We start from the raw sequence: 22,215 nt of genomic DNA, 5'->3' as shown, positions 1-22,215 counted from the left end.
CCCTCGGTGGGGATCCGCGCAGGCTGAAAGTAACGAATCAGTCCGCTTCACGGAACTGCCGAGGTGAAGAGCGAAATGTCGACGCTTGCCCAAGACACCGCCGAAGAAACCGTCACCGCCCTGGTCGAGCGCGCGCAGGGCGCGCTGCGCGCGTACGAGGCGTTCACTCAGGCCCAGGTCGACCAGATCGTCAAGAAGGCCTCGCTCGCCGCCCTCGCCCAGCACGGCGAGCTCGCTCGCCTCGCCGTCGAGGAGACCGGACGCGGGCTGTTCGAGGACAAGGCCGTCAAGAACCTCTTCGCCTGCGAGCACGTCACCAACTCGATGCGCGACCTGCGCACCGTCGGCGTCGTCAGCCGCGACGAGCTGAGCGGCATCACCGAGATCGCCGAGCCGGTCGGCGTCGTCTGCGCGATGACCCCGGTCACCAACCCCACCTCGACGACGATCTTCAAGGCGCTGATCGCGCTGAAGACCCGCAACCCGATCGTCTTCGCCTTCCACCCCTCCGCGCAGCACTGCTCCGCCGAGGCCGCCCGCATCGTCCGTGACGCCGCCGTGGAGGCCGGCGCGCCGGCCGGCTGCGTGCAGTGGATCGAGACGCCGTCCATGGAGGCCACCAACCTCCTCATGAACCACGAGGGTGTCTCCACCATCCTGGCCACCGGCGGCAACGCGATGGTCAAGGCCGCCTACTCCTGCGGCAAGCCCGCCCTCGGGGTCGGCGCGGGCAACGTTCCCGCCTACGTCGCGAAGGACGCCAAGCTGGGCCGCGCGATCCACGACATCATCCTCTCCAAGGCCTTCGACAACGGCATGATCTGCGCCTCCGAGCAGGCCGTCATCCTCGACACCGCCGTCTACGAGGCCGGTATCGCCGAGTTCAAGCGCCTGGGCGCGCACCTGCTGACCGCCGCCGAGAAGACCAAGCTGGAGGAGTTCGTCTTCGGCGTCACCGCGAGCAGCGCCAACTGCGCCGGGGCGAAGCTGAACGCGGCTGTCGTGGGCAAGTCCCCGCAGTGGATCGCCGAGCAGGCCGGGTTCACCGTCCCGGCCGACACCGCGATCCTGCTCGCGGAGTGCGCCGAGGTCGGCGACGCCGAGCCGCTGACCCGGGAGAAGCTCTCGCCGATCCTGGCCGCGCTGCGCGCCGACACCACCGAGCACGGCCTGGACCTGGCCGCGCGGATGGTCGAGTTCCACGGCCTGGGCCACTCCGCCGCGATCCACACCGAGAGCGAGGAGCTGGCCGAGGAGTTCGGCAAGCGCGTCAAGGCGATCCGGGTCATCGTCAACAGCCCCTCCACCTTCGGCGGAATCGGCGACGTCTACAACGCCTTCCTGCCGTCGCTGACCCTCGGCTGCGGCTCCTACGGCCACAACTCGGTGTCCAACAACGTCACCGCGGTCAACCTGCTCAACATCAAGCGGATCGGGCGGCGCAACAACAACATGCAGTGGTACAAGGTCCCCGCGAAGATCTACTTCGAGCGCAACTCGCTGCGCTACCTCGGTGAGATGGCCGACATCCACCGCGTCTCGCTGGTCACCGACAAGACCATGGGCCGGATCGGCTTCGTGCAGAAGGTCACCGACATCCTGAACTCGCGTCAGGAGCCGGTCGTCATCCAGGTCATCGACAACGTCGAGCCCAACCCGGAGCTGGAGACGGTCGTCGCCGGCGCCGCGATGATGCGGGACTTCCAGCCGGACACCATCATCGCGTTGGGCGGCGGCTCGCCGATGGACGCCGCGAAGATCATGTGGCTGATGTACGAGCACCCGGAGATCGCCTTCGCGGACACGAAGGAGAAGTTCTTCGACATCCGCAAGCGCGCCTACAAGTTCCCCTCGCTGGGTGAGAAGGCGCAACTCGTCGCCATTCCGACGACCTCCGGCACCGGCTCCGAGGTCACCCCCTTCGCGGTCATCTCCGACCCGGCGGCCGCCCAGAAGTACCCGCTGGCCGACTACGCGCTGACCCCGTCGGTCGCCATCGTCGACCCGGTGCTGCCGATGAACCTGCCGCCGCACGTCACCGCCGACTCCGGCTTCGACGCGCTGACCCACGCGACGGAGGCCTACATCTCGGCCTACGCCAGCGACTTCACCGACGGTCAGTGCCTGCAGGCGATCAAGCTGATCTTCGAGAACCTGGAGCGCTGCGTCAAGGACGGCCCCAACGACCCCGAGGCGCGCGAGAAGATGCACAACGCGTCGACGATCGCGGGCATGGCCTTCGCCAACTCCTTCCTCGGCCTGGTCCACGCGATGGCGCACACCCTGGGCAACACCTTCCACGTCGCCCACGGCCGCACCAATGCGATCCTGCTGGCCCATGTCATCCGCCACAACGGCACGGTGACCCACAAGGCCACCCCGTGGCCCAAGGCGGAGACCTACCGCGCCCCGGAGCGCCTCGCCGAGATCGCCCGCCTGCTGGGCCTCCCGGCGGCGACCACGGCGGAGGGGGTCGAGTCCTACGCCATGGCCGTCGAGGACCTGCGCGACCGCTGCGGCATCCCGCGCTCCTTCCAGGCCGAGGGCGTCGACGAGACGGCCTTCGTCGAGGCCCTCCCGCAGCAGGCGATGAACGCCTACGCCGACCAGTGCGCCCCGGCCAACCCCCGGATGCCGATGATCGACGACATGAAGCGCCTGATGACTCAGGCCTACTACGGCAGCTGAACCAGTGATTCCGTTTCGTGCCCCACCCCGTGAAGATCACGTGGGTGGGGCGCTTACGCTTGCCCGCATGCCTCGATTTGTCCACCTCCTCTGTGCCGTGCCCGTTCTCGCCCTGGCCGCCGGCTGTGCGGGCTCGGCCGGCGGGCCGACCCCCGCCGAGTCCCGGGCCTCCGCCAGCGCTGCCGCCAGCGCGTCGGCCAAGGCTGCCGAGGCGCGTGCTGCGGAGATCCACGCCGCGCAGCAGGCCGCGCAGACCCGCCGCAAGGGCGAGGCCGCCGCGATCGGCCGGCAGATGGTCCGGGCGATGGACGACGCCGGTCTGACCCGTCAGGGGCAGCGTGACGCGGCCTTCCGACCCAGCCCGGAGGGCTGCATGGTCGGTTACCGCATCTTCTTCGAGGGCGAGAGCTTCGGCGGCATCCCGGCGCAGCTGAGGGACTCCATGCTGGCGGACGGCTGGCACTCGGTCGCCTCCAGCGCGTCGAAGGACGCGCACTTCACCTGGAAGAACTGGGACGGCTGGATCATCCCCACCAAGCTGCCCAACTCCACCTGGCTGGACGTGCCGTTCAGCGGGCCGGGCCTGATCGTCGAGCTCCGCGCGCAGAGCCAGGACGACGACTGCCGCTGACACGTCCTTGGCGTCGCCGACGGCGTACTCCAGGCGTGGTATCCGCGGTGCCGTCGCCTGGGGGACGCAACGGCCCTGCGGATCGGGCGATCCTTCTTGGCGACCCGTCACCCAGCCAAGGAGAGCTCCCCGTGTCCGCTGACACCCTCGCGCCCTCACGCCACCGGGCAGGTGCCCTCGCGGGCCTGCTCTACGTGCTGTTCTTCCTCGCGTCGTTCGTTCTGCCCAACATTCTCGGGCAGAACAGCGGGGCCTCGCTGGTCACGCCGTACTCCACCGACGCGGAGGTGGCCCACTACCTGGCCACCACCACCCGCGACCTCGTCCCGGTCGCAGCGTTCTGCCAGGCGATGAGCGCGCTGGCGCTGCTGGTCTTCGTCCCGTACGCCGCCGCTTCGCCCGTCGCGTTGCGCCGGAGGGGCGCTACAGCGGTCTGGTCCGCGCCGCAGGGACCGTCGCGGCGGCCTTCCTGCTGCTCTCCGCCTCCGCCCAGTGGATCCTGAACCGGCCGGGCATCGGCGACAACCTGCAGGTCTACCGCGCGGTCATGGACCTGGTGTTCATCATCGGCGCCGCCGCCCAGGTCGCCACCACCGGGCTGCTGACCGGCTCGGTCGCGGCCGCTGCCCGCAGGGCGGGCGCGCTGCCGAGCTGGTTGAACTGGCTCGGCCTGACCGTCGCCGCACTCTCGGTGCTCTCCATGCTCTCGCTGCTGACCGAGCCCGCCACCGCGTTCATCCCGCTCGGCCGCTTCGTGGGCATGGTCTGGTTCGTCGGCCTGGCGGTGGCGCTGCTGCGCCGCCGTCCCGCGGCGCCTGCCGTGGCGCCGGGCAGCACCCGGCAGCCGGCCGCGCAGCGCGTCTGACCGGGCGACGCGAAGGCCCCGACCGCAGTGCGGTCGGGGCCTTCGTTCGATCCGAGCGTGCTCAGTTCGCGCTGCGCGCCTCGGCGCGCTTGGCGCGGACGTCCCCGACCTTGCGGCGGATGACCATGAGCGGGGCCATCAGGGCCAGCGCGACCTGCAGGCTGGCGCCGATCTGCAGCAGCGTGACGCCGCCGGGCAGGCCCGTCGCCCAGGCCGTCAGGCAGCCCATGGAGACGACGATCCAGCAGAGCGTCGCCGTGGCCAGCTTGCCCTGCGGCTTCGGGTACTCGACCTGGCTCACCATGAGCGCCGCCACCGCCACGATCCCGACCGCGCCCAGGATGAACGGCGGGTCCAGCAGCACGATCGAGATGACCGTCAGCGCGCCCATGGGGGAGGGCATCCCCTGGAACACGCCCGGACGGGCGGTTGTGCAGGAGAAGCGCGCCAGGCGCAGCACCACGGCCAGCAGCACCACGATGGCGATGCCCGCGCCGACGCGCTGGTGCGCGCCGCCTGCGGTCATGCCCCAGACCACGACGAAGTACGCCGGGGCGATGCCGAAGCTGATCAGGTCGGCGAGGTTGTCCAGCTCCGCGCCCAGCGCCGAGCTGCGCAGCTTGCGGGCGACCAGTCCGTCGAACAGGTCGCACATCGAGCCGATCAGCAGCAGCGTCACGGCGGCCGCCGCACTGCGCCGGTCGCCGCTGGTCGCGACGCCGGTCAGGTGCGGGATGAGCACGCCGGTCGTGGTGCAGTAGATCGCCAGGAAGCCGCAGACGGCGTTGCCGAGCGTGAAGAGGTCGGCCGTGGAGAGGTGCTGCGGCGACAGCGGACGCCGAAGCTCGCGGTCGCGGGCCCAGCGCAGCCGCCGGGCGGCGCGCTCGTGCTCGCTCTCCCCGTCGTGTCCGCCGTGCTCGTCGTGGTCCGCGTAGGTCTCGGGATCAGTCACGGTCAAGGCGTGTCACCCCTGCCGTCGTGCGTTGCCCCACCTCGACGCAGGGCTCCACGCCCGCCGGGAGGTAGGTGTCGACGCGGGAGCCGAAGCGGATCAGGCCGACCCGCTCGCCCTGCTCGACCTTGGTGCCGCTGGTGACGTAGGGGACGATGCGCCGAGCGACCGCGCCCGCGATCTGCACCATCTCGATGTCGCCGAGCTCGGAGTCGAAGTGCCAGACGACCCGCTCGTTGCGGTCGCTGTCCTTGTTGAACGCCGGCACGTACCCACCCGGTACGTGCTCGACCGAGCGCACGACACCGGGCACCGGGGCCCGGTTGACGTGGACGTTCAGCGGGCTCATGAAGATCGCGACCCGGGTGCGCCCGTCCGGCCAGGCGTCGATGCTCTGGACGACGCCGTCGGCGGGGGAGATCACCCGGCCCTCGCTGATCTCGCGCTCGGGGTCGCGGAAGAACCAGAGCATCCCCGCGCTGAGCGCGGAGGCCGGTACCGCCGCCAGTGCCCATCTGCCGTTGCGCCGGGTGAGGGCGGTGCACGCGGCAGCGGTGAGCACGGTGGGGACGAGCCAGGGAGACGCGCCGCGGGCCAGCGTCACGCGCGGGCGGGCGTCGGTCGGTTGGGACGGACGAAGGGGCATCGAAGACCTTTGTCGCGACCGACAAGGTCGCGGAGTCGAGGGGTTCGGGGACAGTGCCGGCGACGACCCGAGCCCGAGGGCACAGACCGCTGACGACAGTTATCTGTCCGGGGGGATGCTATCGGCAGCGGGTGGGGCCGTAGCAAGCTCCGGGAACCCGCGTGGGGCTTTCCCGCGTTTCTCTCTGTCTCGCAACGGTAAGCCGGTCGGGGTGCCGAGGCCAAGGGCTGTAGGCGAACGGTGACAAAGCCCTCAAGCCGGGAAACATGCGGTGGGAGTGTGGAAAATGGGGGCGTGAGCCATTTGGTTCACGCCCCCATCTGCGCCGATGCGCCGCCTCCCCAGGCCTGCTACTCGGCGAGCTTGTACTCCTCCAGCAGACGTCGACCGACGATCATCTTCTGGATTTCCGCGGTTCCCTCGCCGATCAGCAGCATCGGCGCCTCCCGGTAGAGCCGCTCGATCTCGTACTCCTTGGAGAAGCCGTATCCGCCGTGGATCCGGAACGAGTCCTCGACGACCTCCTTGCAGTACTCCGAGGCGAGGTACTTGGCCATGCCGGCCTCCAGGTCGTTGCGCTGCCCGGAGTCCTTCTTGCGGGCCGCCATCACCATCATCTGGTGGGCCGCCTCGACCTTGGTGGCCATCTCGGCCAGCTTGAACTGGATGGCCTGGTGCTCGGCGATCTTCTTGCCGAAGGTCTGCCGCTGCTGCGCGTAGCGGATGCCCAGCTCGAAGGCGCGCTGCGCGACGCCGCAGCCGCGCGCCGCGACGTTGACGCGGCCGACCTCGACGCCGTCCATCATCTGGTAGAAACCGCGGCCGGGGACCCCGCCCAGGATGCGGTTGCTCGGCATCTTGACGTCCTGGAGCACCAGCTCGGTGGTGTCGACGCCCTTGTAGCCCATCTTGTCGATCTTGCCGGGCACGGTCAGGCCGGGGACGCTCTCGTTCGGACCGAAACCCGGCGTCTTCTCGATCAGGAAGGTGGTCAGGTTCTTGTAGGGGGAGGAGGCCCCCTCGTCGGTCTTGACCAGGCAGGCGATGACGGTGGACGTGCCGCCGTTGGTCAGCCACATCTTCTGGCCGTTGAGGACGTAGAACTCGCCGCTCTCGTCCTTGACCGCCTTGGTGGAGATGGCGGCGACGTCGGAGCCCAGACCCGGCTCGGACATGGAGAAGGCGCCGCGGACCTCGCCGGTGGCCATCCGGGGCAGGAAGTAGTCCTTCTGCTCCTGGGTGCCGTGGGCATTGATCATGTACGCCACGATGAAGTGCGTGTTCACGATGCCGGAGACGGACATCCAGCCGCGGGCGATCTCCTCGACCACGAGCGCGTAGGTGAGCAGCGACTCGCCGAGCCCGCCGTACTCCTCCGGGATCATGAGCCCGAACAGGCCCATCTCCTTCATGCCCTCGACGATGTCGGCGGGGTACTCGTCGCGGTGCTCCAGCTCGGTGGCGACCGGAATGATCTCCTTGTCGACAAAGCTGCGCACGGTGCTGAGGATGTCCTGCTGGATCTCGGTGAGACCTTCGGTCTGGGCGAGGCGTCCCATGGGAGAGGTGTCCTTTTCGGCCGGACCGGGCGCTCCGCGGGCGTGGCATACACCGCGGAGCGCCCGAACTTGGGGGTGGGTTACCGCTGGTTACTGCTGCAGCTCGGGGCGGCCGGGCTGCTCGCCCCCGCGCTCCTTGATGTACGTCTCGGTCGGGACCATGACCTTGCGGCGGAAGATGCAGACGAGCGTGCCGTCCTGCTTGTAGCCCTTGGTCTCGACGTAGACGATGCCCCGGTCGGGCTTGGAGGTCATGTTCTTGTCGAGGACCGTCGTCTCGCCGTAGATCGTGTCGCCGTGGAAGGTCGGCGCCACGTGCTTCAGCGACTCGATCTCCAGGTTGGCGATGGCCTTCCCGGAGACGTCCGGGACGGACATGCCGAGCAGCAGCGAGTAGATGTAGTTGCCCACCACGACGTTCTTGCCCTGCACCGTCGTGGTCGCGTAGTTCGCGTCCATGTGGAGCGGGTGGTGGTTCATGGTCAGCAGGCAGAAGAGGTGGTCGTCGTACTCGGTGACGGTCTTTCCAGGCCAGTGCTTGTAGACCGCGCCGACCTCGAACTCCTCGTAGGTGCGTCCGAACTGCATCTCTGGCCTCAGGCTTCCGGGCTCGTGTTCTCAGGGGCGGCGAACTTGGTGGTGCGCTGCATGCCGGCGGCGCGGCCCTTGCCGGAGATGACCAGGGCCATCTTGCGGCTGGCCTCGTCGATCATCTCGTCGCCGAGCATCGCCGAGCCCTTCCTGCCGCCCGCCTCGCTGGTGCACCAGTCGTAGGCGTCCAGGATCAGCTCGGCGTGGTCGTAGTCCTCCTGGGAGGGCGAGAAGACCTCGTTGGCGGCGTCGACCTGGCCGGGGTGCAGCACCCACTTGCCGTCGAAGCCCAGCGCGGCGGCCCGGCCGGCCACCTCGCGGTAGCCGTCGACGTTGCGGATCTGCAGGTAGGGGCCGTCGATGGCCTGCAGGTCGTTGGCGCGGGCGGCCATCAGGATGCGCATCAGGATGTAGTGGTACGCGTCCGCCGGGTAGCCGGGCGGCTGCTCGCCGACGACCAGGGACTTCATGTTGATGGAGGCCATGAAGTCGGCCGGGCCGAAGATGATGGTCTCCAGGCGCGGGCTCGCCTCGGCGATCGCGTCCACGTTGATCAGGCCCCGGGCGTTCTCGATCTGCGCCTCGATGCCGATCTTGCCGACCTCGAAGCCCATGGTCTTCTCGATCTGCGTCAGCAGCAGGTCCAGCGCGACGATCTGCTGGGCGTCCTGGACCTTGGGCAGCATGATGCAGTCCAGGTTCTGGCCCGCGCCCTCGACCACGGTGACGACGTCCCGGTAGGTCCAGTGGGTCGTCCAGTCGTTGACGCGGACGACGCGGGTCTTGCCGGTCCAGTCGCCGTTGTTCAGCGCGTCGACGATGGTGTGGCGGGCGCCTTCCTTGGCCAGCGGCGCGCAGGCGTCCTCCAGGTCCAGGAAGACCTGGTCGGCGGGGAGGCCCTGGGCCTTCTCCAGGAAGCGCGGGTTGGAGCCGGGGACGGCGAGGCAGGAGCGGCGCGGACGCAGTCGGTTGACGCTGTGCACGGTGGTCATGAGGCGAGGGTCTCTTCCTTGATGTCCAAAGTGGTGGCGAAGATCGGGTCGAGGCTGTGGGCCAGACGGATCTCGTCGACAATACGGCCGATGATCGTGGTGATCCCGAAATCCTTCGGAGTGAACACCGCCGCCACGCCCTGGGCAAGCAGCGCCTGCTCGTCGGCGGCCGGGATGATCCCGCCGACGACCACCGGCACGTCCTCGACGCCCGCCCGACGCAGCCGTCGCAGCACGTCGGGGACCAGCTCGGCGTGCGCGCCGGAGAGGATCGACAGGCCCACGCAGTGCACGTCCTCGGCCACGGCCGCGGCGGTGATCTGCTCCGGCGTCAGCCGGATGCCCTGGTAGACCACCTCGAACCCGGCGTCGCGGGCCCGGACGGCGATCTGCTCGGCACCGTTGGAGTGCCCGTCCAGGCCCGGCTTGCCGACCAGCAGCCGCAGCTTGCCGCTGCCCAGCTCCTCCGCCGTACGGGTCACGGCCGCGCGGACCGCCAGCAGCTCGGCGCCCGACTCCGGGTCGATCGTGCCGGTGATCGGCGCGCCGCCGACGCCCGTGGGAGCCCGGTACTCGCCGAAGACGTCGCGCAGGGCCTGCGACCACTCGCCGGTCGTCACGCCCGCGCGGACGCAGGCGAGGGTGGCGGGCATCAGATTGGCGTCGGTGGCGGCCTGGGCCTTGAGCTCGGCGAGCGCCGCCTGCGCGGCGGTCTCGTCGCGGTCGGCCAGCCAACCGGCGAAGGCCTCGGCGACGGCACGCTCGGCGTCGCCGTCCACGACCATGATCGCGGTATCCAGGTCGGCCGTCAGCGGGCTGGGCTCGGTGGTCTCATAGCAGTTGACGCCGACGACCTTGTCCTCGCCCGACTCGATCCGGGCCCGGCGCTCGGCGTGCGAGGCGACCAGGGCCGCCTTCATGTAGCCGGACTCGACGGCCGGGATCGCCCCGCCCATCCCGAGCACCTTGGCGATCTCCGCCTCGGCGCCCTCGACCAGCTCCGCGACCTTGCCCTCGACGACGACGCTGCCGGTGAAGAGGTCCCCGTACTCCAGCAGGTCCGACTCGAAGGCCAGCACCTGCTGGATCCGGAGCGACCACTGCTGGTCCCAGGGCCGGGGCAGGCCCAGCGCCTCGTTCCAGGCGGGCAGCTGCACGGCGCGGGCGCGGGCGTCCTTGGAGAGCGTGACGGCCAGCATCTCCAGCACGATGCGCTGGACGTTGTTCTCCGGCTGCGCCTCGGTCAGGCCGAGGGAGTTGACCTGGACGCCGTAGCGGAATCGTCGCTGCTTGGGGTCGGCGACGCCGTAGCGCTCCAGGGTGAGCTTCTCCCACAGCTGGGAGAAGGCGCGCAGCTTGCACATCTCCTCGACGAAGCGGACGCCCGCGTTGACGAAGAAGGAGATCCGGGCGACGACCTCACCCATCTGCTCCGGCTTCACCTGGCCGCTGTCGCGGACCGCGTCGAGCACGGCGATCGCCGTGCACATCGCGAAGGCCAGCTCCTGCACCGGCGTGGCCCCGGCCTCCTGCAGGTGGTAGCTGCAGATGTTGATCGGGTTCCACTTGGGGATGTTGGCGACCGTGTAGGCGATCATGTCGGTGGTCAGCCGGATCGACGGACCGGGCGGGAAGACGTGCGTCCCGCGCGACAGGTACTCCTTGACGATGTCGTTCTGCGTCGTCCCGGTGAGCTTGGCGATGTCCGCGCCCTGCTCCTCGGCGACCACCTGGTACATGGCCAGCAGCCACATGGCGGTGGCGTTGATGGTCATCGAGGTGTTGGTGCGCTCCAGCGGGATGCCTTCGAAGAGCGCCCGCATGTCACCCACATGGCTGACCGGCACGCCGACCCGGCCGACCTCGCCACGGGCGAGGACGTGGTCGGGGTTGTAGCCGGTCTGCGTCGGCAGGTCGAAGGCGACGGAGAGGCCCGTCTGACCCTTCGCCAGGTTCTTCCGGTACAGCTCGTTCGACGCGGCCGCGGACGAGTGCCCCGCGTAGGTCCGCATCAGCCACGGCCGGTCCCGATGAGTCGTCACTTCTACTCTCCTCGGAACCTGTTGATGGCAGGCAGGTGCTTCGCGCGCAGCTCCGGGTCGGTGACGCCGAGGCCCGCCTCGGGGGCGAGGCAGAGGACGCCGACCTTGCCCTGGTGCTTGTTGTGGTGCACGTCCAGCGCCGCCTGGCCGGTGTCGGCGAGGGTGTAGGTCTTGGAGAGCGTCGGGTGGATCTTGCCCTTGGCGATCAGACGGTTGGCCTCCCACGCCTCGCGGTAGTTCGCGAAGTGCGAGCCGACGATGCGCTTGAGCGACATCCACAGGTAGCGGTTGTCGTACTGGTGCATGTAGCCGGAGGTCGAGGCGCAGGTGACGATCGTGCCGCCCTTGCGGGTGACGTAGACCGAGGCGCCGAAGGTCTCGCGGCCCGGGTGCTCGAAGACGATGTCGACGTCCTCGCCGCCCGTCAGCTCGCGGATCCGGCCGCCGAAGCGCTTCCACTCGCGCGGGTCCTGGTTGTTCTCGTCCTTCCAGAACTTGTAGCCCTCGGCGCTGCGGTCGATGATCGCCTCGGCGCCCATGTCCTGGCAGATCTTCGCCTTGGCGTCGTTCGAGACGACGCAGATCGGCGTCGCGCCACCGGCGAGCGCGTACTGGGTGGCGTAGGAGCCGAGGCCGCCGCTCGCGCCCCAGATCAGCACGTTGTCGCCCTGCTTCATGCCGGCGCCGTTGCGGGAGACCAGTTGGCGGTAGGCGGTCGAGTTGACCAGGCCGGGAGACGCCGCCTCCTCCCAGGTGAGGTGCTTCGGCTTGGGCATCAGCTGGTTGGACTTGACCAGCGCGACCTCGGCGAGGCCGCCGAAGTTGGTCTCGAAGCCCCAGATCCGCTGCTCGGGGTCGAGCATCGTGTCGTTGTGGCCGTCGGCGCTCTCCAGCTCGACGCTGAGACAGTGGGCGACCACCTGGTCGCCGGGCTTCCAGGCGTGCACACCCGGCCCGGTGCGCAGCACCACACCGGCCAGGTCGGAGCCGACCACGTGGTACGGCTGGTCGTGGCGGGCGGCTTCGGGGGAGAGGCGGCCATAGCGCTCCAGGAAGGAGAAGGTGGAGACGGGCTCGAAGATGGAGCTCCACACGGTGTTGTAGTTCACCGCGCTCGCCATCACCGCGACCAGCGCCTCGCCGGGGCCCAGCTCGGGAATCGCGATCTCGTCCAGGTGGAGGGACTTGCGCGGGTCCTTGTCGCGGCTGTCCTGGCCGGCGAACATCTCCTGCTCGTCCTTGTGGAGCGTGACCGCGCGGTACGACTCGGGGAGTTTCAGCGCTGCGTATTCGGCGGCGCTGGTCCCCGGGTTGAGGATCGCGTCGAGGATTTCCTTCATGGCTGCCTCCGGCGGCGTACCTGCTGAGAGATGCAGGGTGCGTCTGTGGGACTACATGGCGAGGTGGTGAGGGTCACCGGGAGCGGACACCGGCTGGTGCGGTTCAGTCGCTGGGCTTGGCTGGCTGAGCTGGGTCTTCTGCTTCGAGCTTGGGGCCTGCGCAGGGGTGGCGCGCGGGCGGTGGCACGGCGCGCCGGGGTGGGGAGCCGCGGCGCCGCGACCAGTGAGTAACAACGTACTGGCACCCTGTGCCACTCGTAAAGACACTGCGTGCCACCAATTGCATCGAGTGTCACGTGAGCGTCATCACGTTGCAACACGACAGAAGGGCCCGCCGGCACCTGTGTGCGGGCGGGCCCTTCTGGGATCTACTTGACCTGCGGTTATGCCTCGCTCGGCTGGCTCAGGGCGGTCCGGATACTGGCCATGACCTCATCGAGGGGAGCGTCCGTCCGGGTGACGGTGATGACGATCTCTCCGGATCCGGTGGCACTGGGTGCCACTGGAAGTGCCGAACGCTTGGTGGTGAGGTCACCCCAGAAGGTCCGCCGGATCGCCTCGAAGGCGTGGTCCAACTGGGTCTCCACCTCGCCCCGGCCGCCGGCCCGCAGCCAGCGGCGCAGTACGTGGTTGTGGGCGGCGACCACGGCGGCGGCCGAGACCTCGGCCAGCATCGCGTCGTCGCCCTGGTCGGTGTCGAAGCGTCCGAGCAGGTAGCGGGTGAACAGCCGCTCGTAGCGGGCGACCACGGCGATCTCCCGCTCGCGCAGCGTCGGCACCTGCCGGATCAGCCGGTACCGGGCCACCGAGACGGAAGGGGTGGCCGCGTACATCCGCAGCACCTCCTTGATGCCCCGGCAGACCACGTCCAGCGGGTGCTCGGTCGGCTCCGCGCTGGCCAGCAGGTCGGCCACCCGAACCAGGGTGTCGTCGTGGTCCGGGAAGATCGCCTCCTCCTTGGACCGGAAGTACCGGAAGAAGGTGCGCCGGGCCACGCCCGCGGCGACCGCGATCTGATCGACCGTGGTCTCCTCGTAGCCCTGGCTCGCGAAGAGTTCCATCGCCGCCGTGGCCAGCTCCTGACGCATCAGCTGGCGCTGGGCCGTGGCCCGGCGGGCGGGAGTCCCGGTGGCGGCACCGGTGGCCGGGCTCGCGGTGGTGCCGTTGCTACCGGATGCGCCCGTGCCGGCCACCTGCTCCAGCAATTGCTCTTCCGTGGTCATGACCGGAAGGCTACCCGGCCTCATCGCCGCGCGTGGTCGCGGAAGCCGCGGCCGGTCTTGCGGCCGAGGCAGCCCGCCGTCACCAGGTGCTCCAGAAGCGGCGCGGGCGCGAGGCCCGGCTCGCGGAACTCCGCGTGCAGGACCTTCTCGATGGTCAGCGAGACGTCCAGGCCGACCACGTCCAGCAGCTCGAACGGTCCCATCGGGTAGCCGCAGCCGAGTTTCATCGCGGTGTCGACGTCGTCGACCGAGGCGTAGTGCTCCTCGATCATGCGGACCGCGTCGTTCAGGTAGGGGAAGAGCAGCGCGTTGACGATGAAGCCGGCCCGGTCGCCGCACTCGACCGGGTGCTTGCGCACCTTGCCGCACAGGTCGAGCACGGTCGCGGTGACGTCCTCGGCGGTGAGCACCGTGCTGACGACCTCGACCAGCTTCATGGCCGGGGCCGGGTTGAAGAAGTGCATCCCGATGACGTCCTGCGGGCGGTCGGTGGCGGTCGCGCACTGGATCACGGGGAGGGAGGAGGTGGTGGTCGCCAGCACCGCGCCCGGCTTGCAGATCTTGTCGAGCGTCGCGAAGAGCTCGCGCTTGACGGCCAGGTCCTCGGCGACAGCCTCCATGGCCAGATCGACGCTGTGCAGGTCCTCGAGCGAGCCGGACGCGGTGACCCGGGCGAGCGTCGCGTCGCGGTCCTCGGCGGAGAGGCGGCCCTTGCTGACCATGCGCTCGAGGGACTTGTGGATCGCGCCCCTGGCGCGGTAGGCCTTCTCCTGGCTGCGGGCCACGAGCGTCACCTCATAGCCTGCCCGGGCGAAGACCTCGGCGATACCGGCGGCCATCGTGCCGGAGCCGCAGACGCCGACGCTGCGGATCTCGCGGCCCGCGACCCGGACCTTGGCCGTCGTGTTCGCCTCCGCGACGACCCGGGAGGAGCCGGGCGCGGCGTACGTGTAGAAGCCGCGGCCGCTCTTGCGGCCCAGCAGGCCGGCGGCGGCGAACTGGCCGAGGATCGGCGCGGGCGCGTGCAGGCGGTCGTGCGACTGCGCGTACATCGCCTCCAGGACCGTCTTGGCGGTGTCGATCCCGATCAGGTCGAGGAGGGCGAGCGGACCCATCGGCAGGCCGCAGCCGAAGCGCATGGCCGCGTCGATGTCCTCACGGCTGGCGTAGCGCGACTCGAACATCGCGGCGGCCTGGTTGAGGTAGGCGAAGAGCAGCCCGTTGACGATGAACCCGGCCCGGTCCCCGGCGGCGACCGGCGACTTCCCGAGCGAGCGGGCGAACTCGGCGGCGTCCTCGGCGGACTGCGGGCTCGTCAGCACCGTCCGGACGACCTCGACCAGCTGCATCACCGGGGCGGGGTTGAAGAAGTGCAGGCCGAGCACGCGCTCGGGACGGCTGGTCGCGGCGGCGATGCGGGTGACGGAGAGGGCGGTGGTGCCGGTGGCCAGCACGGTCTCCTCCGGACAGATCTTGTCGAGCGCGGCGAAGATCTCGCGCTTGAGCTCGAGCTGCTCGGGCACCTCCTCGATCACCAGCTGCGCCTCGGCGGCGGCGGTGAGCTCGTCGGTGACCCGGATGCGGGAGAGCAGCTCCTGCCGCTCCTCCTCCGTCAGCCGCTCGCGGCGGACCGAGTGGGCGGTGGCCTCCTCGATCCGGACGCGGGCGGCGTGCGCGTCGGCGGGTGTGGCCTCGATGCCGATCACCTGGCGCCCGCTGCGGGCGACGATCTCGGCGATCCCGGCGCCCATGGTGCCGAGGCCGACGACGGCGACGGTGGGGAAGGGGTGGGGGAGCGCGGACGTGGCTGCGGACGTCGATTCAGTCATGGCGAGATTCCTCAAGGGGAGTACGCCGCTTTGTCGGTCCGCTCCGACGCGGCGGCAGGAAAGGTGAGGGACACGGCGCGACTGAGGACCGTGTGAAGAGAGCTCCGGAACGAGAACCCGGAGAAAGAGAAAACCCGAACCCTCCGTCGTGGCGGCTCCCAACGCCGACGGAGGTGGTGGCGACACTGTACCCGGGTTACCGCCAGGTAGGAAGGGGTGGCAGCCCGCCTTCAGATCGGCAGGTAAGCGCCGGATTCGCCGTCGACATGCACCACGTGCCGTCCCACCCGGACGACCTGGCACCCGGCGAGGCTCCAGGAACCGCCCTCGCCCCCGTCGTCGGGAAGCGGGGTCCACACCTCCAGAAAGGTGCTCCCGTCCGGATTGACGCCGGACTCGATCAGGTTTTCGCCGTCGCGCCGCAGGGTCCCCACGTCCTCCCCGGCTTCCCCCACGTCGTGGTGGAAGCGCAGCTGGGCGCCGTCGTAGGAGGTGGTGCCCGCGAATCCGCGGCTGTCGGCGTAGTGGACGCCGACCTGCAGCCAGACGACCTCCTGGTCCTCACGCAGGGGGCCGCCGTTGCGACTGATTCCGCGTCGGAGCCAGGCGCCTCGCTCGGGAGCATTCATCCCGGCATGCTAACCGCGCTGACGGGCCGTGATCCCGCACCGCCGTGCGCGGTGGCTCGGTGGTCCGCCGCTGCGTGGGCGAAGGCGCGGACGAAGGGGTGGGGGCGGGTGCCGTCGCCGGCGAGTTCGGGCTGGAAGAGGGTCGCCAGGAAGAACGGGTGCCGCTCGGCCGGCAGCTCCACCACGCGGGGCGCGCCCTCGAGGTCGTGGCCGCTGAACACCATTCCGTGGGCTTCGAGCACGGCGGGGAAGTCGGGGTGCAGGCCGTACGCGCAGTGGTAGCGCTCGACGGTGCGCTCGGCGCCGAGCAGCCGCTCCGCGAGCGTGCCGGGGGCGACGCTGATCGGCAGCTCGTGGCCCACGAGCGAGCAGGCGAGCGGTGTGATCAGCGCGTGCTCGGCGTCGGGGTCGTTCTCGGCGTGCGCGGCGTCGGTCAGGCCGCAGACGTCGCGGGCGTACTCCAGGAGCGCGTGCTGGAAGCCGGCGCACGTACCGAGGAACGGCGTCCCGTTCTCGCGCGCCGCGCGGATCGCATGCAGCGCCCCGGCCTCGGAGCGGTAGGGGCTGCCGGGGAGCACCCAGATCCCGTCGAAACCGCGCAGGTCCTCGGGCGAGTCGACCTCGTCGCTGCCGATCCAGTAGAGGTCGAGCGCGAGCGAGTCGCGCTCCAGCAGTGCGGCGGCGAGCTGTGGGATGCGCTGGTGCGAGCGGACCTGGGGAGAGCGGTCCCCGACCAGGGCGATCCGGGGTGTGTGAGGAGCGGTGTCCGTTGCGGCGTTCGTCGTCATGGATCCATGCTGCGCGGGGCTCCATGTTCACGTCCAACGATGATAAATGCTGCCCGCATAAGCAATGCTGATGAGCAATGCCGATGACAGGTGGTTCGTCAGCTCGTCAGGGAAGGGGAGGGGGAGGTGTCCGGCGCGGCCGGCGCCGACCAGGCGACCTGGCTCAGGTCCCGCACTGCGAAGATCGGGGACCAGAGCACCCAGAACACCGATGCGGCCCCGCCCACCGCCGTCACGACCAGGGTCGCCCGCAATCCGATCCCCGCAGCAAGCGCGCCGCCGAGGATCGCTCCCAGCGGGCGGACGCCGAAGTTCACGGCCTTGAACGCCCCGGAGATCCGGCTGCGGATGTCGGCCGGGGTCGCCCATGCCTGCAGCGAGTTGAGGTTCACGTCGAAGAGCATGACGCCCGCACCGGAGAGGAACTCTGCTGCGCCGAGAACCACGGCCCGCAGCCACAGCGGGCCCCCGGCAGCCGCCATGATCGCGATCGGGGCCGGGAACACGACCGCGCCCAGGGCGATGGTCCGTCCCGTGCCCAGGAGCTTCGCCGCCTTGGGCGCGAGCAGGGCGCCGACCAGCGCGCCGACGGCGCCCACGCCGAGCGCGAGCCCGAGTGCGCCTGCGGAGAGTCCGAGCGTTCGGTTGGCGTAGACGACCAGCAGGCCGCTGCTGAGGAAGGTGAAGAGGTTCACCGTCGTGCTGCAGCCCAGGCACGCCCGGAGCAGGGGGTCGCGCGAGAGCAGCGCGAAGCCGCCCTTCATCCTGCGGAGGAAGGGCCCCTGCGGGGCGTCGGCGTCGGACGATGGCGGCGGGGTGAGGCGGATGGCCTGGAGAGTCACCGCCGAGGCCAGGAACGATGCGGCGTCGGCCAGCACGGCGAACGGCGCGCCGAGGAACTGCACCAGCAGGCCGCCCATCGACGGCCCGGCGACGAAGGAAGCGGAGCGGCTGGCGTTGAGTCGACTGTTCGCGGCGAGGTACGCCTCGCGTGGGATCAGCTGGGTGAAGAACGATGAATAGGCCGTGCCGAAGAAGACGGCCGCGGTTCCGTTGACGAGTGCCACGGCGTAGAGCTGGGTGAGCGTCAGCGAGTGGCAGAGGTAGGCGAAGGGCACCGAGCAGAGCGAGGCGGCGCGGACCAGGTCGGCGAGGGCCATCAGCCGCCGCTTGGAGCGGAACTGCTCGACCCAGGTGCCGATGACCAGGCCGAGCAGGTTGGGGGTCCAGGTGAGTGCGGCGAGCAGTGCGACCTGCTGCACCGAGGCGTGCAGTCCCACAGCCGCGAGAAAGGGGAGCGCCAGTTCCGAGACGCGGTCCCCGAGTTCGGACGCCGACTGTCCGGCCCAGAGCAGGTGGAAGTCGCGTCCCAGGGAGGGGCTGGGGGCGGACGGTCGGCGGTTGCGGCGCAGTCGGGATATCACTCGGGCTCCTTCTGGGCGTCGGGAAGCAGGTAGGTCATCCAGCGAACTCGCCGGGTGCCTGGAGGCGAGTTCGTTCGGGTTCGGTTGACGTAGGGGGCCAGCAGTTCCTCGAAGCGCCCCACCAGGTCGGCCAGCTCCTCGGCGTGCAGGTACAGCACCGTGTTGGAGAGGCCCGCCAGGGTGGTCCAGGGCGCTTCCAGCTGCGGCTCGACCTCGAGCAGCCACCGCTGCGGCAATTCGCCGTAGCGGGCGAACATCTGACGCGAGAGCATCCGCGCGGCGGACTGGCTTTCGGCGTCCTCGCCGGCCTGGAAGCGGAAGCCGTTCGAGGCCGCCTCCCATCGCCGCTGCCGCCGGTCCGCTGCCGGCTCGGCGTCGCGGACGAGTCCGAAGCCGGCGAGGTGGCGCAGATGCCAACTGGTGACGGTGGGGGTGGCGCCCACATAAGGGGCGAGCTGGGTGGCGGTGGCTGGTCCGTCGCGCTGGAGCGTCTCCAGGATCGCGAGCCGGACAGGGTGCGCGAGGGCGCGCATGGCGGACGGGTCGAGGATCTCGAAGTCGCCGTAGGGGTTGACGTGACTCACACTCTGAGAGTGTCCTCTCAAATATTGTGAGAGTCAACGCTCAGATCTCAGAGGGGAGTTACGACGAAGACGGGCGAACGCATGCGCGGTTCGTCGATCAGGTCAGGTAATGAAGAGCTGCCCCTCCATCGGAGATACTGATGCGGTGGATCCCAAGCACCTGCTCACCTTCGTGACCGTCGCCCGGCTCGCCTCCTTCTCCGACGCCGCACTGGAGCTCGGCTACACCCAGTCCGCGATCTCGCAGCAGATCGCCGCTCTGGAGCAGGACCTCGGCACTGCGCTGTTGCTCCGCCGCCCGGTCGCCCCGACCGAGGCGGGCGCGCGGCTGCTGGAGCACGCCCCCGGCATCCTGCTCCGCCTCGACGCTGCCCGCGCCGACCTCACCCGCCTCGGCAGCTCGCCGCGCGGACTGCTGCGACTGGCCGTGACGGCGCTCGCGGACCCTGGCCGGACGGCCCGCGCACTGGCCTCGACGCGCGGTCAACTCCCGTGCGCCGAGCTGGTCGTCACCGTCCTGGGCCGCGATGCGGCGGTCGCCGCCGTCGTGTCGGGCGCGGCGGAGGTCGCGGTGGTGGACGGACTCACCGCGCCGAGCGACCCACTGTCGCTCCCGGCGGCCGCACCGGTCTCGGCCCTCCGGGTGGCCGAGCGCAAGCTCACCGTGCTGCTTCCGCAGGAGCATCCGCTCGCGGCCCGTCACAGCCTGCGCATCGCCGCACTCAGCGACAGCCTCTGGCTCGACGCGCCGGAGGCGGCGGTGCCACTCGCCGACCTCCGTGCGGCGACGGGCTCGGATGCCTTCACCCCGACCCTCACCCTCACCGGCTCCGACCTTCGCTCCGTCACCGCCTGCGTCGCCGCCGGCCTCGGGCTGGCCGTCGTCCCCACCGGCACGCTCCTTCCCCCGGACGTTATCGCCGTCCCGGTCACCGATCCCGGACTGCTGCACCGCACCGAGGCGGTCTGGGCGGGAGCGCTGACGGGAGCGGCGAAAACCTTCGTCGACGCGGTCGGGGAGACGGCGTCAAGTCGGCTGTGAGCCGCACCCCACGGCGGCCCATCGGCATGCCGGGGTCCCCCGAGTGTGATTGGTCATGGCCCGATCGTGGCCGCAGCGGAAGTGGGTCGGCACCGATATCGACCCCGAGACGACCGCGAGACGTCCCTGACTCTCCCTCATGGAAGCGGCCCGGCAAACCCCTCAGCCGTCGCGGCCCTGCCAGGTCGTCACGCATGCCTCGTTGCCCTCCGCGTCGGCGAGGATCCAGAAGGCTGGGGCGCGGGTCGCCGAGACGAGACGGCCGCCGGCGGCCAGAGACGCCTCGATGCGGGTGAGGGCCTCGTCGTGGGGGACGCAGATGTCGAGGTGGAGGCGGTTACGCTGCGGGCGGGGCTGGTCCATCTGCTGGAACCAGATCGCCGGGCTCTGGCCGAGCGGGTCCACTAGTGGGTCCGTGGGACCGGAGTGGCCCGGTTCGTCGACGTAGCCGAGGACCGCCTTCCAGAAAGGACGGACGGCGGCGATGTCGATGGCGTCGACGGCGAGTTCCACGACCTGCACCGAGCGCGCCGCCTCCGCGCCGATTTCGGGACCGGGACGGAGGCCCGCGTCGCGCAGCGCGGCCGTGAGTCGCGCCGCCAGATCGGCGTCCCGTGCGGTCACGTCGGCGTGGTCGGCCGACTGCAGGGTGAGGATGACCCGGTCGGGGCGCAGGTCGAGGCGCAGATGCCGGTCAGCGTCCTGGCCGCACCGCGCAGTGGTGAGCGTTGCGACCTCGACCGCCTCGGACAGTGAGGTGACCGGGACCGATGTGCGAAGGGACCCCAGCAGGTAGCGCCAGCCATGATCGGTCACGGCCGCCGACGCGGCCGGGCGGCTCAGGCGCTGACGCATGGCCTCACGCCAGCCTGCCAGTCGGCGCCACGCCTCGAGGCCGTCAGGGACCACGTCCCAGCCGGGCAGGGCGGCCGCCAGCTCCTCTTCCGTCAGGAAGGCGTGCCAGGCGACCTCCTCCACCTGCGGGGCGACCTCGACCGGGGTGCGGGCGCGATAGACGGCCGAGAACCAGCTGTGGTCGGCGCTCTCGTAGAGGAAGGTGAACAGGTGCTCCGGCTCGATGCCGGTCACCCCCAGCTCCTCCTCCGCCTCGCGCTTCGCCGCCTGGTCGTAGGACTCGCCGGTGCCCACGACGCCGCCGACGAAGACGTCGTACATCGACGGGAAGACGATCTTCGCCGGCGTGCGGCGGTGCACGAAGATCCGGCCGTCGGCGTCCGTCGCCAGGATGAAGACGCAGCGGTGGCGCAGCCGCCGGGCCATCACCTCGCCGCGCGTGGCCTGGCCGACGACGCGGTCCGCACCGTCGACGATGTCCAGGACTTCGTCCTGGCTCAAGGGGATCACTGGTTCGGTCACGACAGCAATGATGCCGCCGCCTCGCGCAGCTGCGCGTGCAGGCCCCGGTAGGTGGTGCGACCGCCGGGCAGCCATTCCTTCCGCACCTTCGCCACCGACGTGTAGTTGGTGTCGCACACGTTGGCCAGCGGGGACTCGACGGCCTGCGAGAGGTACTGGTAGGCGTCCATGGACGAGAAACCGTAGTCGCGCACCAGCCACTGCACCAGGTCGAGTTGGGCGATCCGGAAGGCGTCCTCCAGCGGGCGGGCCGAGCCCGTCGAGATCAGATGGGTGTCGGACTCGATCCGGGGCCAGGGCGTGGCGATGCCCTTGAGCAGTTCGACGATCGCCACCGTGTGCATGGCGCACTCGACCGCCACCCCGCAGGTCTCGCCCTCGCCCTGGCGGGCGTGGCCGTCGCCGAGGCTCAACAGCGCGCCGTCGACGTTCACGCCGAGGTAGCAGGTGACGCCGGAGCGCATCTCCGGGGTGTCGAGGTTGCCGCCGTGCGCGTCGGGGACCAGCGCGGAGCGGACCTCCAGGTTGGCCGGGGCCACGCCGACGGTGCCGTGCATCGGGGCCATCGGCAGGTCCAGCACCAGCACGCTGTCCCGGGCGGTGAAGCGGCACAGCCGGGCGGCGCGGTCCAGTTCCCAGATCCAGACCCGCTCGGGCAGCGGCTCCTGGAGTGTCGCGGTGGCGTGGGTGGAGGTCAGCGCGCCGAAGAGGGGGACGGTCGTGGACGCCGCCCAGTCGCGGGTCGGCTCGACCGAGACGAAGTGGATCGCCACCGTGTCCCCGGGTACGGCGCCCTCGATCCAGAAAGGGCCGGTCTGCGGGTTGAGGAAGGGGAATTCGCAGACCTCGGAGACCAGCGTCCGCTCGGAGGTCACCCGGCCGGCGAAACAGTCCTCGGTGGTCAGATCCAGCACCGTGCCCGGCGCCACGCGGGCCACCGGCGCAGCGCCGCCGAAGGTCCAGGCGTACTCGTCGGGCTTGGGGCGGACGGTCAGCACGCGTCGCTCGCTCAT

20 protein-coding genes and 1 pseudogene are annotated in these 22,215 nt (G+C 70.2%); 5 read left to right on the top strand and 16 right to left on the bottom strand.

All coding sequences use genetic code 11. From position 1 onward, the window contains the following. The first annotated feature begins 75 nt into the window (after positions 1–75). The 4 genes from adhE to ABIA32_RS04010 all read left to right on the top strand — a co-directional run bounded on the left by adhE (position 76) and on the right by ABIA32_RS04010 (position 4,184). On the top strand, positions 76–2,688 hold the full coding sequence (adhE, locus tag ABIA32_RS04025) for a bifunctional acetaldehyde-CoA/alcohol dehydrogenase (protein ID WP_370092377.1): 2,613 nt from the start codon (positions 76–78) through the stop codon (positions 2,686–2,688). A gap of 67 nt (positions 2,689–2,755) precedes the next feature. Continuing rightward, entirely contained in the window at positions 2,756–3,319 is a 564-nt protein-coding gene (locus ABIA32_RS04020) for a hypothetical protein (protein ID WP_370092376.1), read from the top strand. 131 nt (positions 3,320–3,450) lie between these two features. Continuing rightward, complete coding sequence (locus ABIA32_RS04015) at positions 3,451–3,822, top strand: hypothetical protein (protein ID WP_370092375.1); 372 nt, start codon at positions 3,451–3,453, stop codon at positions 3,820–3,822. Between the two features lie 44 nt (positions 3,823–3,866). Then, positions 3,867–4,184: a hypothetical protein gene (locus tag ABIA32_RS04010; protein ID WP_370092374.1), complete on the top strand. Its 318-nt coding sequence runs from the start codon at positions 3,867–3,869 to the stop codon at positions 4,182–4,184. 61 nt (positions 4,185–4,245) lie between these two features. Here ABIA32_RS04010 and pssA read toward each other — a convergent pair whose 3' ends face one another. The 13 genes from pssA to ABIA32_RS03945 form a co-directional block, all read right to left on the bottom strand. Further along, positions 4,246–5,142, bottom strand: coding sequence for a CDP-diacylglycerol--serine O-phosphatidyltransferase (pssA, locus tag ABIA32_RS04005; RefSeq protein WP_370092372.1), 897 nt, complete (start codon positions 5,140–5,142; stop codon positions 4,246–4,248). Further along, on the bottom strand, positions 5,129–5,782 hold the full coding sequence (locus ABIA32_RS04000; protein ID WP_370092371.1) for a phosphatidylserine decarboxylase: 654 nt from the start codon (positions 5,780–5,782) through the stop codon (positions 5,129–5,131). The genes pssA and ABIA32_RS04000 overlap by 14 nt, the downstream gene beginning before the upstream one ends. Positions 5,783–6,132: 350 nt before the next feature. After that, positions 6,133–7,341: an acyl-CoA dehydrogenase family protein gene (locus ABIA32_RS03995; protein ID WP_370092370.1), complete on the bottom strand. Its 1,209-nt coding sequence runs from the start codon at positions 7,339–7,341 to the stop codon at positions 6,133–6,135. A 90-nt stretch (positions 7,342–7,431) separates the two neighbouring features. After that, on the bottom strand, positions 7,432–7,929 hold the full coding sequence (locus ABIA32_RS03990; protein ID WP_370092369.1) for a MaoC family dehydratase: 498 nt from the start codon (positions 7,927–7,929) through the stop codon (positions 7,432–7,434). An 8-nt stretch (positions 7,930–7,937) separates the two neighbouring features. Next, entirely contained in the window at positions 7,938–8,924 is a 987-nt protein-coding gene (locus tag ABIA32_RS03985; RefSeq protein ID WP_370092368.1) for a CoA ester lyase, read from the bottom strand. Beyond that, positions 8,921–10,936, bottom strand: a complete 2,016-nt coding sequence (locus ABIA32_RS03980; protein WP_370092459.1) for a protein meaA — start codon at positions 10,934–10,936, stop codon at positions 8,921–8,923. The genes ABIA32_RS03985 and ABIA32_RS03980 overlap by 4 nt, the downstream gene beginning before the upstream one ends. Before the next feature lie 32 nt (positions 10,937–10,968). Beyond that, complete coding sequence (gene ccrA / locus ABIA32_RS03975; protein ID WP_370092367.1) at positions 10,969–12,306, bottom strand: crotonyl-CoA carboxylase/reductase; 1,338 nt, start codon at positions 12,304–12,306, stop codon at positions 10,969–10,971. A gap of 383 nt (positions 12,307–12,689) precedes the next feature. Continuing rightward, on the bottom strand, positions 12,690–13,529 hold the full coding sequence (locus ABIA32_RS03970; protein WP_370092366.1) for a TetR family transcriptional regulator: 840 nt from the start codon (positions 13,527–13,529) through the stop codon (positions 12,690–12,692). A gap of 20 nt (positions 13,530–13,549) precedes the next feature. Beyond that, complete coding sequence (locus ABIA32_RS03965) at positions 13,550–15,358, bottom strand: 3-hydroxyacyl-CoA dehydrogenase family protein (RefSeq protein ID WP_370092365.1); 1,809 nt, start codon at positions 15,356–15,358, stop codon at positions 13,550–13,552. Between the two features lie 230 nt (positions 15,359–15,588). Further along, positions 15,589–15,987 carry a hypothetical protein gene (locus ABIA32_RS03960; RefSeq protein WP_370092364.1) on the bottom strand — a complete coding sequence of 133 codons (399 nt, stop codon included), beginning with the start codon at positions 15,985–15,987 and terminating at the stop codon, positions 15,589–15,591. Then, positions 15,984–16,775, bottom strand: a complete 792-nt coding sequence (locus ABIA32_RS03955) for a hypothetical protein (RefSeq protein ID WP_370092363.1) — start codon at positions 16,773–16,775, stop codon at positions 15,984–15,986. The genes ABIA32_RS03960 and ABIA32_RS03955 overlap by 4 nt, the downstream gene beginning before the upstream one ends. A gap of 98 nt (positions 16,776–16,873) precedes the next feature. Next, entirely contained in the window at positions 16,874–18,199 is a 1,326-nt protein-coding gene (locus tag ABIA32_RS03950) for an MFS transporter (RefSeq protein WP_370092362.1), read from the bottom strand. After that, on the bottom strand, positions 18,196–18,783 hold the full coding sequence (locus ABIA32_RS03945) for an ArsR/SmtB family transcription factor (protein WP_370092361.1): 588 nt from the start codon (positions 18,781–18,783) through the stop codon (positions 18,196–18,198). The genes ABIA32_RS03950 and ABIA32_RS03945 overlap by 4 nt, the downstream gene beginning before the upstream one ends. Before the next feature lie 145 nt (positions 18,784–18,928). On the opposite strand from ABIA32_RS03945, the gene ABIA32_RS03940 reads away from it, so the two are divergent. Further along, positions 18,929–19,825 (top strand): LysR family transcriptional regulator, encoded by an 897-nt coding sequence (locus ABIA32_RS03940; protein ID WP_370092360.1) that lies wholly within the window; start codon positions 18,929–18,931, stop codon positions 19,823–19,825. Between the two features lie 162 nt (positions 19,826–19,987). Here ABIA32_RS03940 and ABIA32_RS03935 read toward each other — a convergent pair whose 3' ends face one another. From ABIA32_RS03935 to ABIA32_RS03925, 3 genes and pseudogenes are all read right to left on the bottom strand, one after another. Further along, positions 19,988–20,680, bottom strand: a complete 693-nt coding sequence (locus ABIA32_RS03935) for a VOC family protein (RefSeq protein WP_370092458.1) — start codon at positions 20,678–20,680, stop codon at positions 19,988–19,990. 6 nt (positions 20,681–20,686) lie between these two features. Further along, positions 20,687–21,277 (bottom strand): annotated as a pseudogene (locus ABIA32_RS03930) (NUDIX hydrolase); the annotation flags it as partial. Further along, positions 21,199–22,215 (bottom strand): acetamidase/formamidase family protein, encoded by a 1,017-nt coding sequence (locus ABIA32_RS03925; protein WP_370092359.1) that lies wholly within the window; start codon positions 22,213–22,215, stop codon positions 21,199–21,201. The pseudogene ABIA32_RS03930 and the gene ABIA32_RS03925, both read right to left, overlap by 79 nt.

Origin of the sequence: Streptacidiphilus sp. MAP12-20 (assembly GCF_041262525.1) — a bacterium.
Classification (GTDB): domain Bacteria; phylum Actinomycetota; class Actinomycetes; order Streptomycetales; family Streptomycetaceae; genus Streptacidiphilus.
Note: the sequence above shows the minus strand (reverse complement) of the source record. Positions and strands in the feature narration are given on the sequence as shown.

What these genes read in the sequence shown, in the direction of transcription:
- ABIA32_RS03965 (WP_370092365.1), bottom strand. Translation starts at nt 15,358, where the DNA reads ATGACTGAATCGACGTCCGCAGCCACGTCCGCGCTCCCCCACCCCTTC.
- adhE (WP_370092377.1), top strand. Translation starts at nt 76, where the DNA reads ATGTCGACGCTTGCCCAAGACACCGCCGAAGAAACCGTCACCGCCCTG.
- ABIA32_RS04010 (WP_370092374.1), top strand. Translation starts at nt 3,867, where the DNA reads ATGGACCTGGTGTTCATCATCGGCGCCGCCGCCCAGGTCGCCACCACC.
- ABIA32_RS04000 (WP_370092371.1), bottom strand. Translation starts at nt 5,782, where the DNA reads ATGCCCCTTCGTCCGTCCCAACCGACCGACGCCCGCCCGCGCGTGACG.
- ABIA32_RS04020 (WP_370092376.1), top strand. Translation starts at nt 2,756, where the DNA reads ATGCCTCGATTTGTCCACCTCCTCTGTGCCGTGCCCGTTCTCGCCCTG.
- ABIA32_RS03925 (WP_370092359.1), bottom strand. Translation starts at nt 22,215, where the DNA reads ATGAGCGAGCGACGCGTGCTGACCGTCCGCCCCAAGCCCGACGAGTAC.
- ABIA32_RS03990 (WP_370092369.1), bottom strand. Translation starts at nt 7,929, where the DNA reads ATGCAGTTCGGACGCACCTACGAGGAGTTCGAGGTCGGCGCGGTCTAC.
- ccrA (WP_370092367.1), bottom strand. Translation starts at nt 12,306, where the DNA reads ATGAAGGAAATCCTCGACGCGATCCTCAACCCGGGGACCAGCGCCGCC.
- ABIA32_RS03985 (WP_370092368.1), bottom strand. Translation starts at nt 8,924, where the DNA reads ATGACCACCGTGCACAGCGTCAACCGACTGCGTCCGCGCCGCTCCTGC.
- ABIA32_RS03955 (WP_370092363.1), bottom strand. Translation starts at nt 16,775, where the DNA reads ATGACGACGAACGCCGCAACGGACACCGCTCCTCACACACCCCGGATC.
- ABIA32_RS03980 (WP_370092459.1), bottom strand. Translation starts at nt 10,936, where the DNA reads ATGCGGACCTACGCGGGGCACTCGTCCGCGGCCGCGTCGAACGAGCTG.
- ABIA32_RS03995 (WP_370092370.1), bottom strand. Translation starts at nt 7,341, where the DNA reads ATGGGACGCCTCGCCCAGACCGAAGGTCTCACCGAGATCCAGCAGGAC.
- ABIA32_RS03970 (WP_370092366.1), bottom strand. Translation starts at nt 13,529, where the DNA reads ATGACCACGGAAGAGCAATTGCTGGAGCAGGTGGCCGGCACGGGCGCA.
- ABIA32_RS03935 (WP_370092458.1), bottom strand. Translation starts at nt 20,680, where the DNA reads ATGCGTCAGCGCCTGAGCCGCCCGGCCGCGTCGGCGGCCGTGACCGAT.
- ABIA32_RS03960 (WP_370092364.1), bottom strand. Translation starts at nt 15,987, where the DNA reads ATGAATGCTCCCGAGCGAGGCGCCTGGCTCCGACGCGGAATCAGTCGC.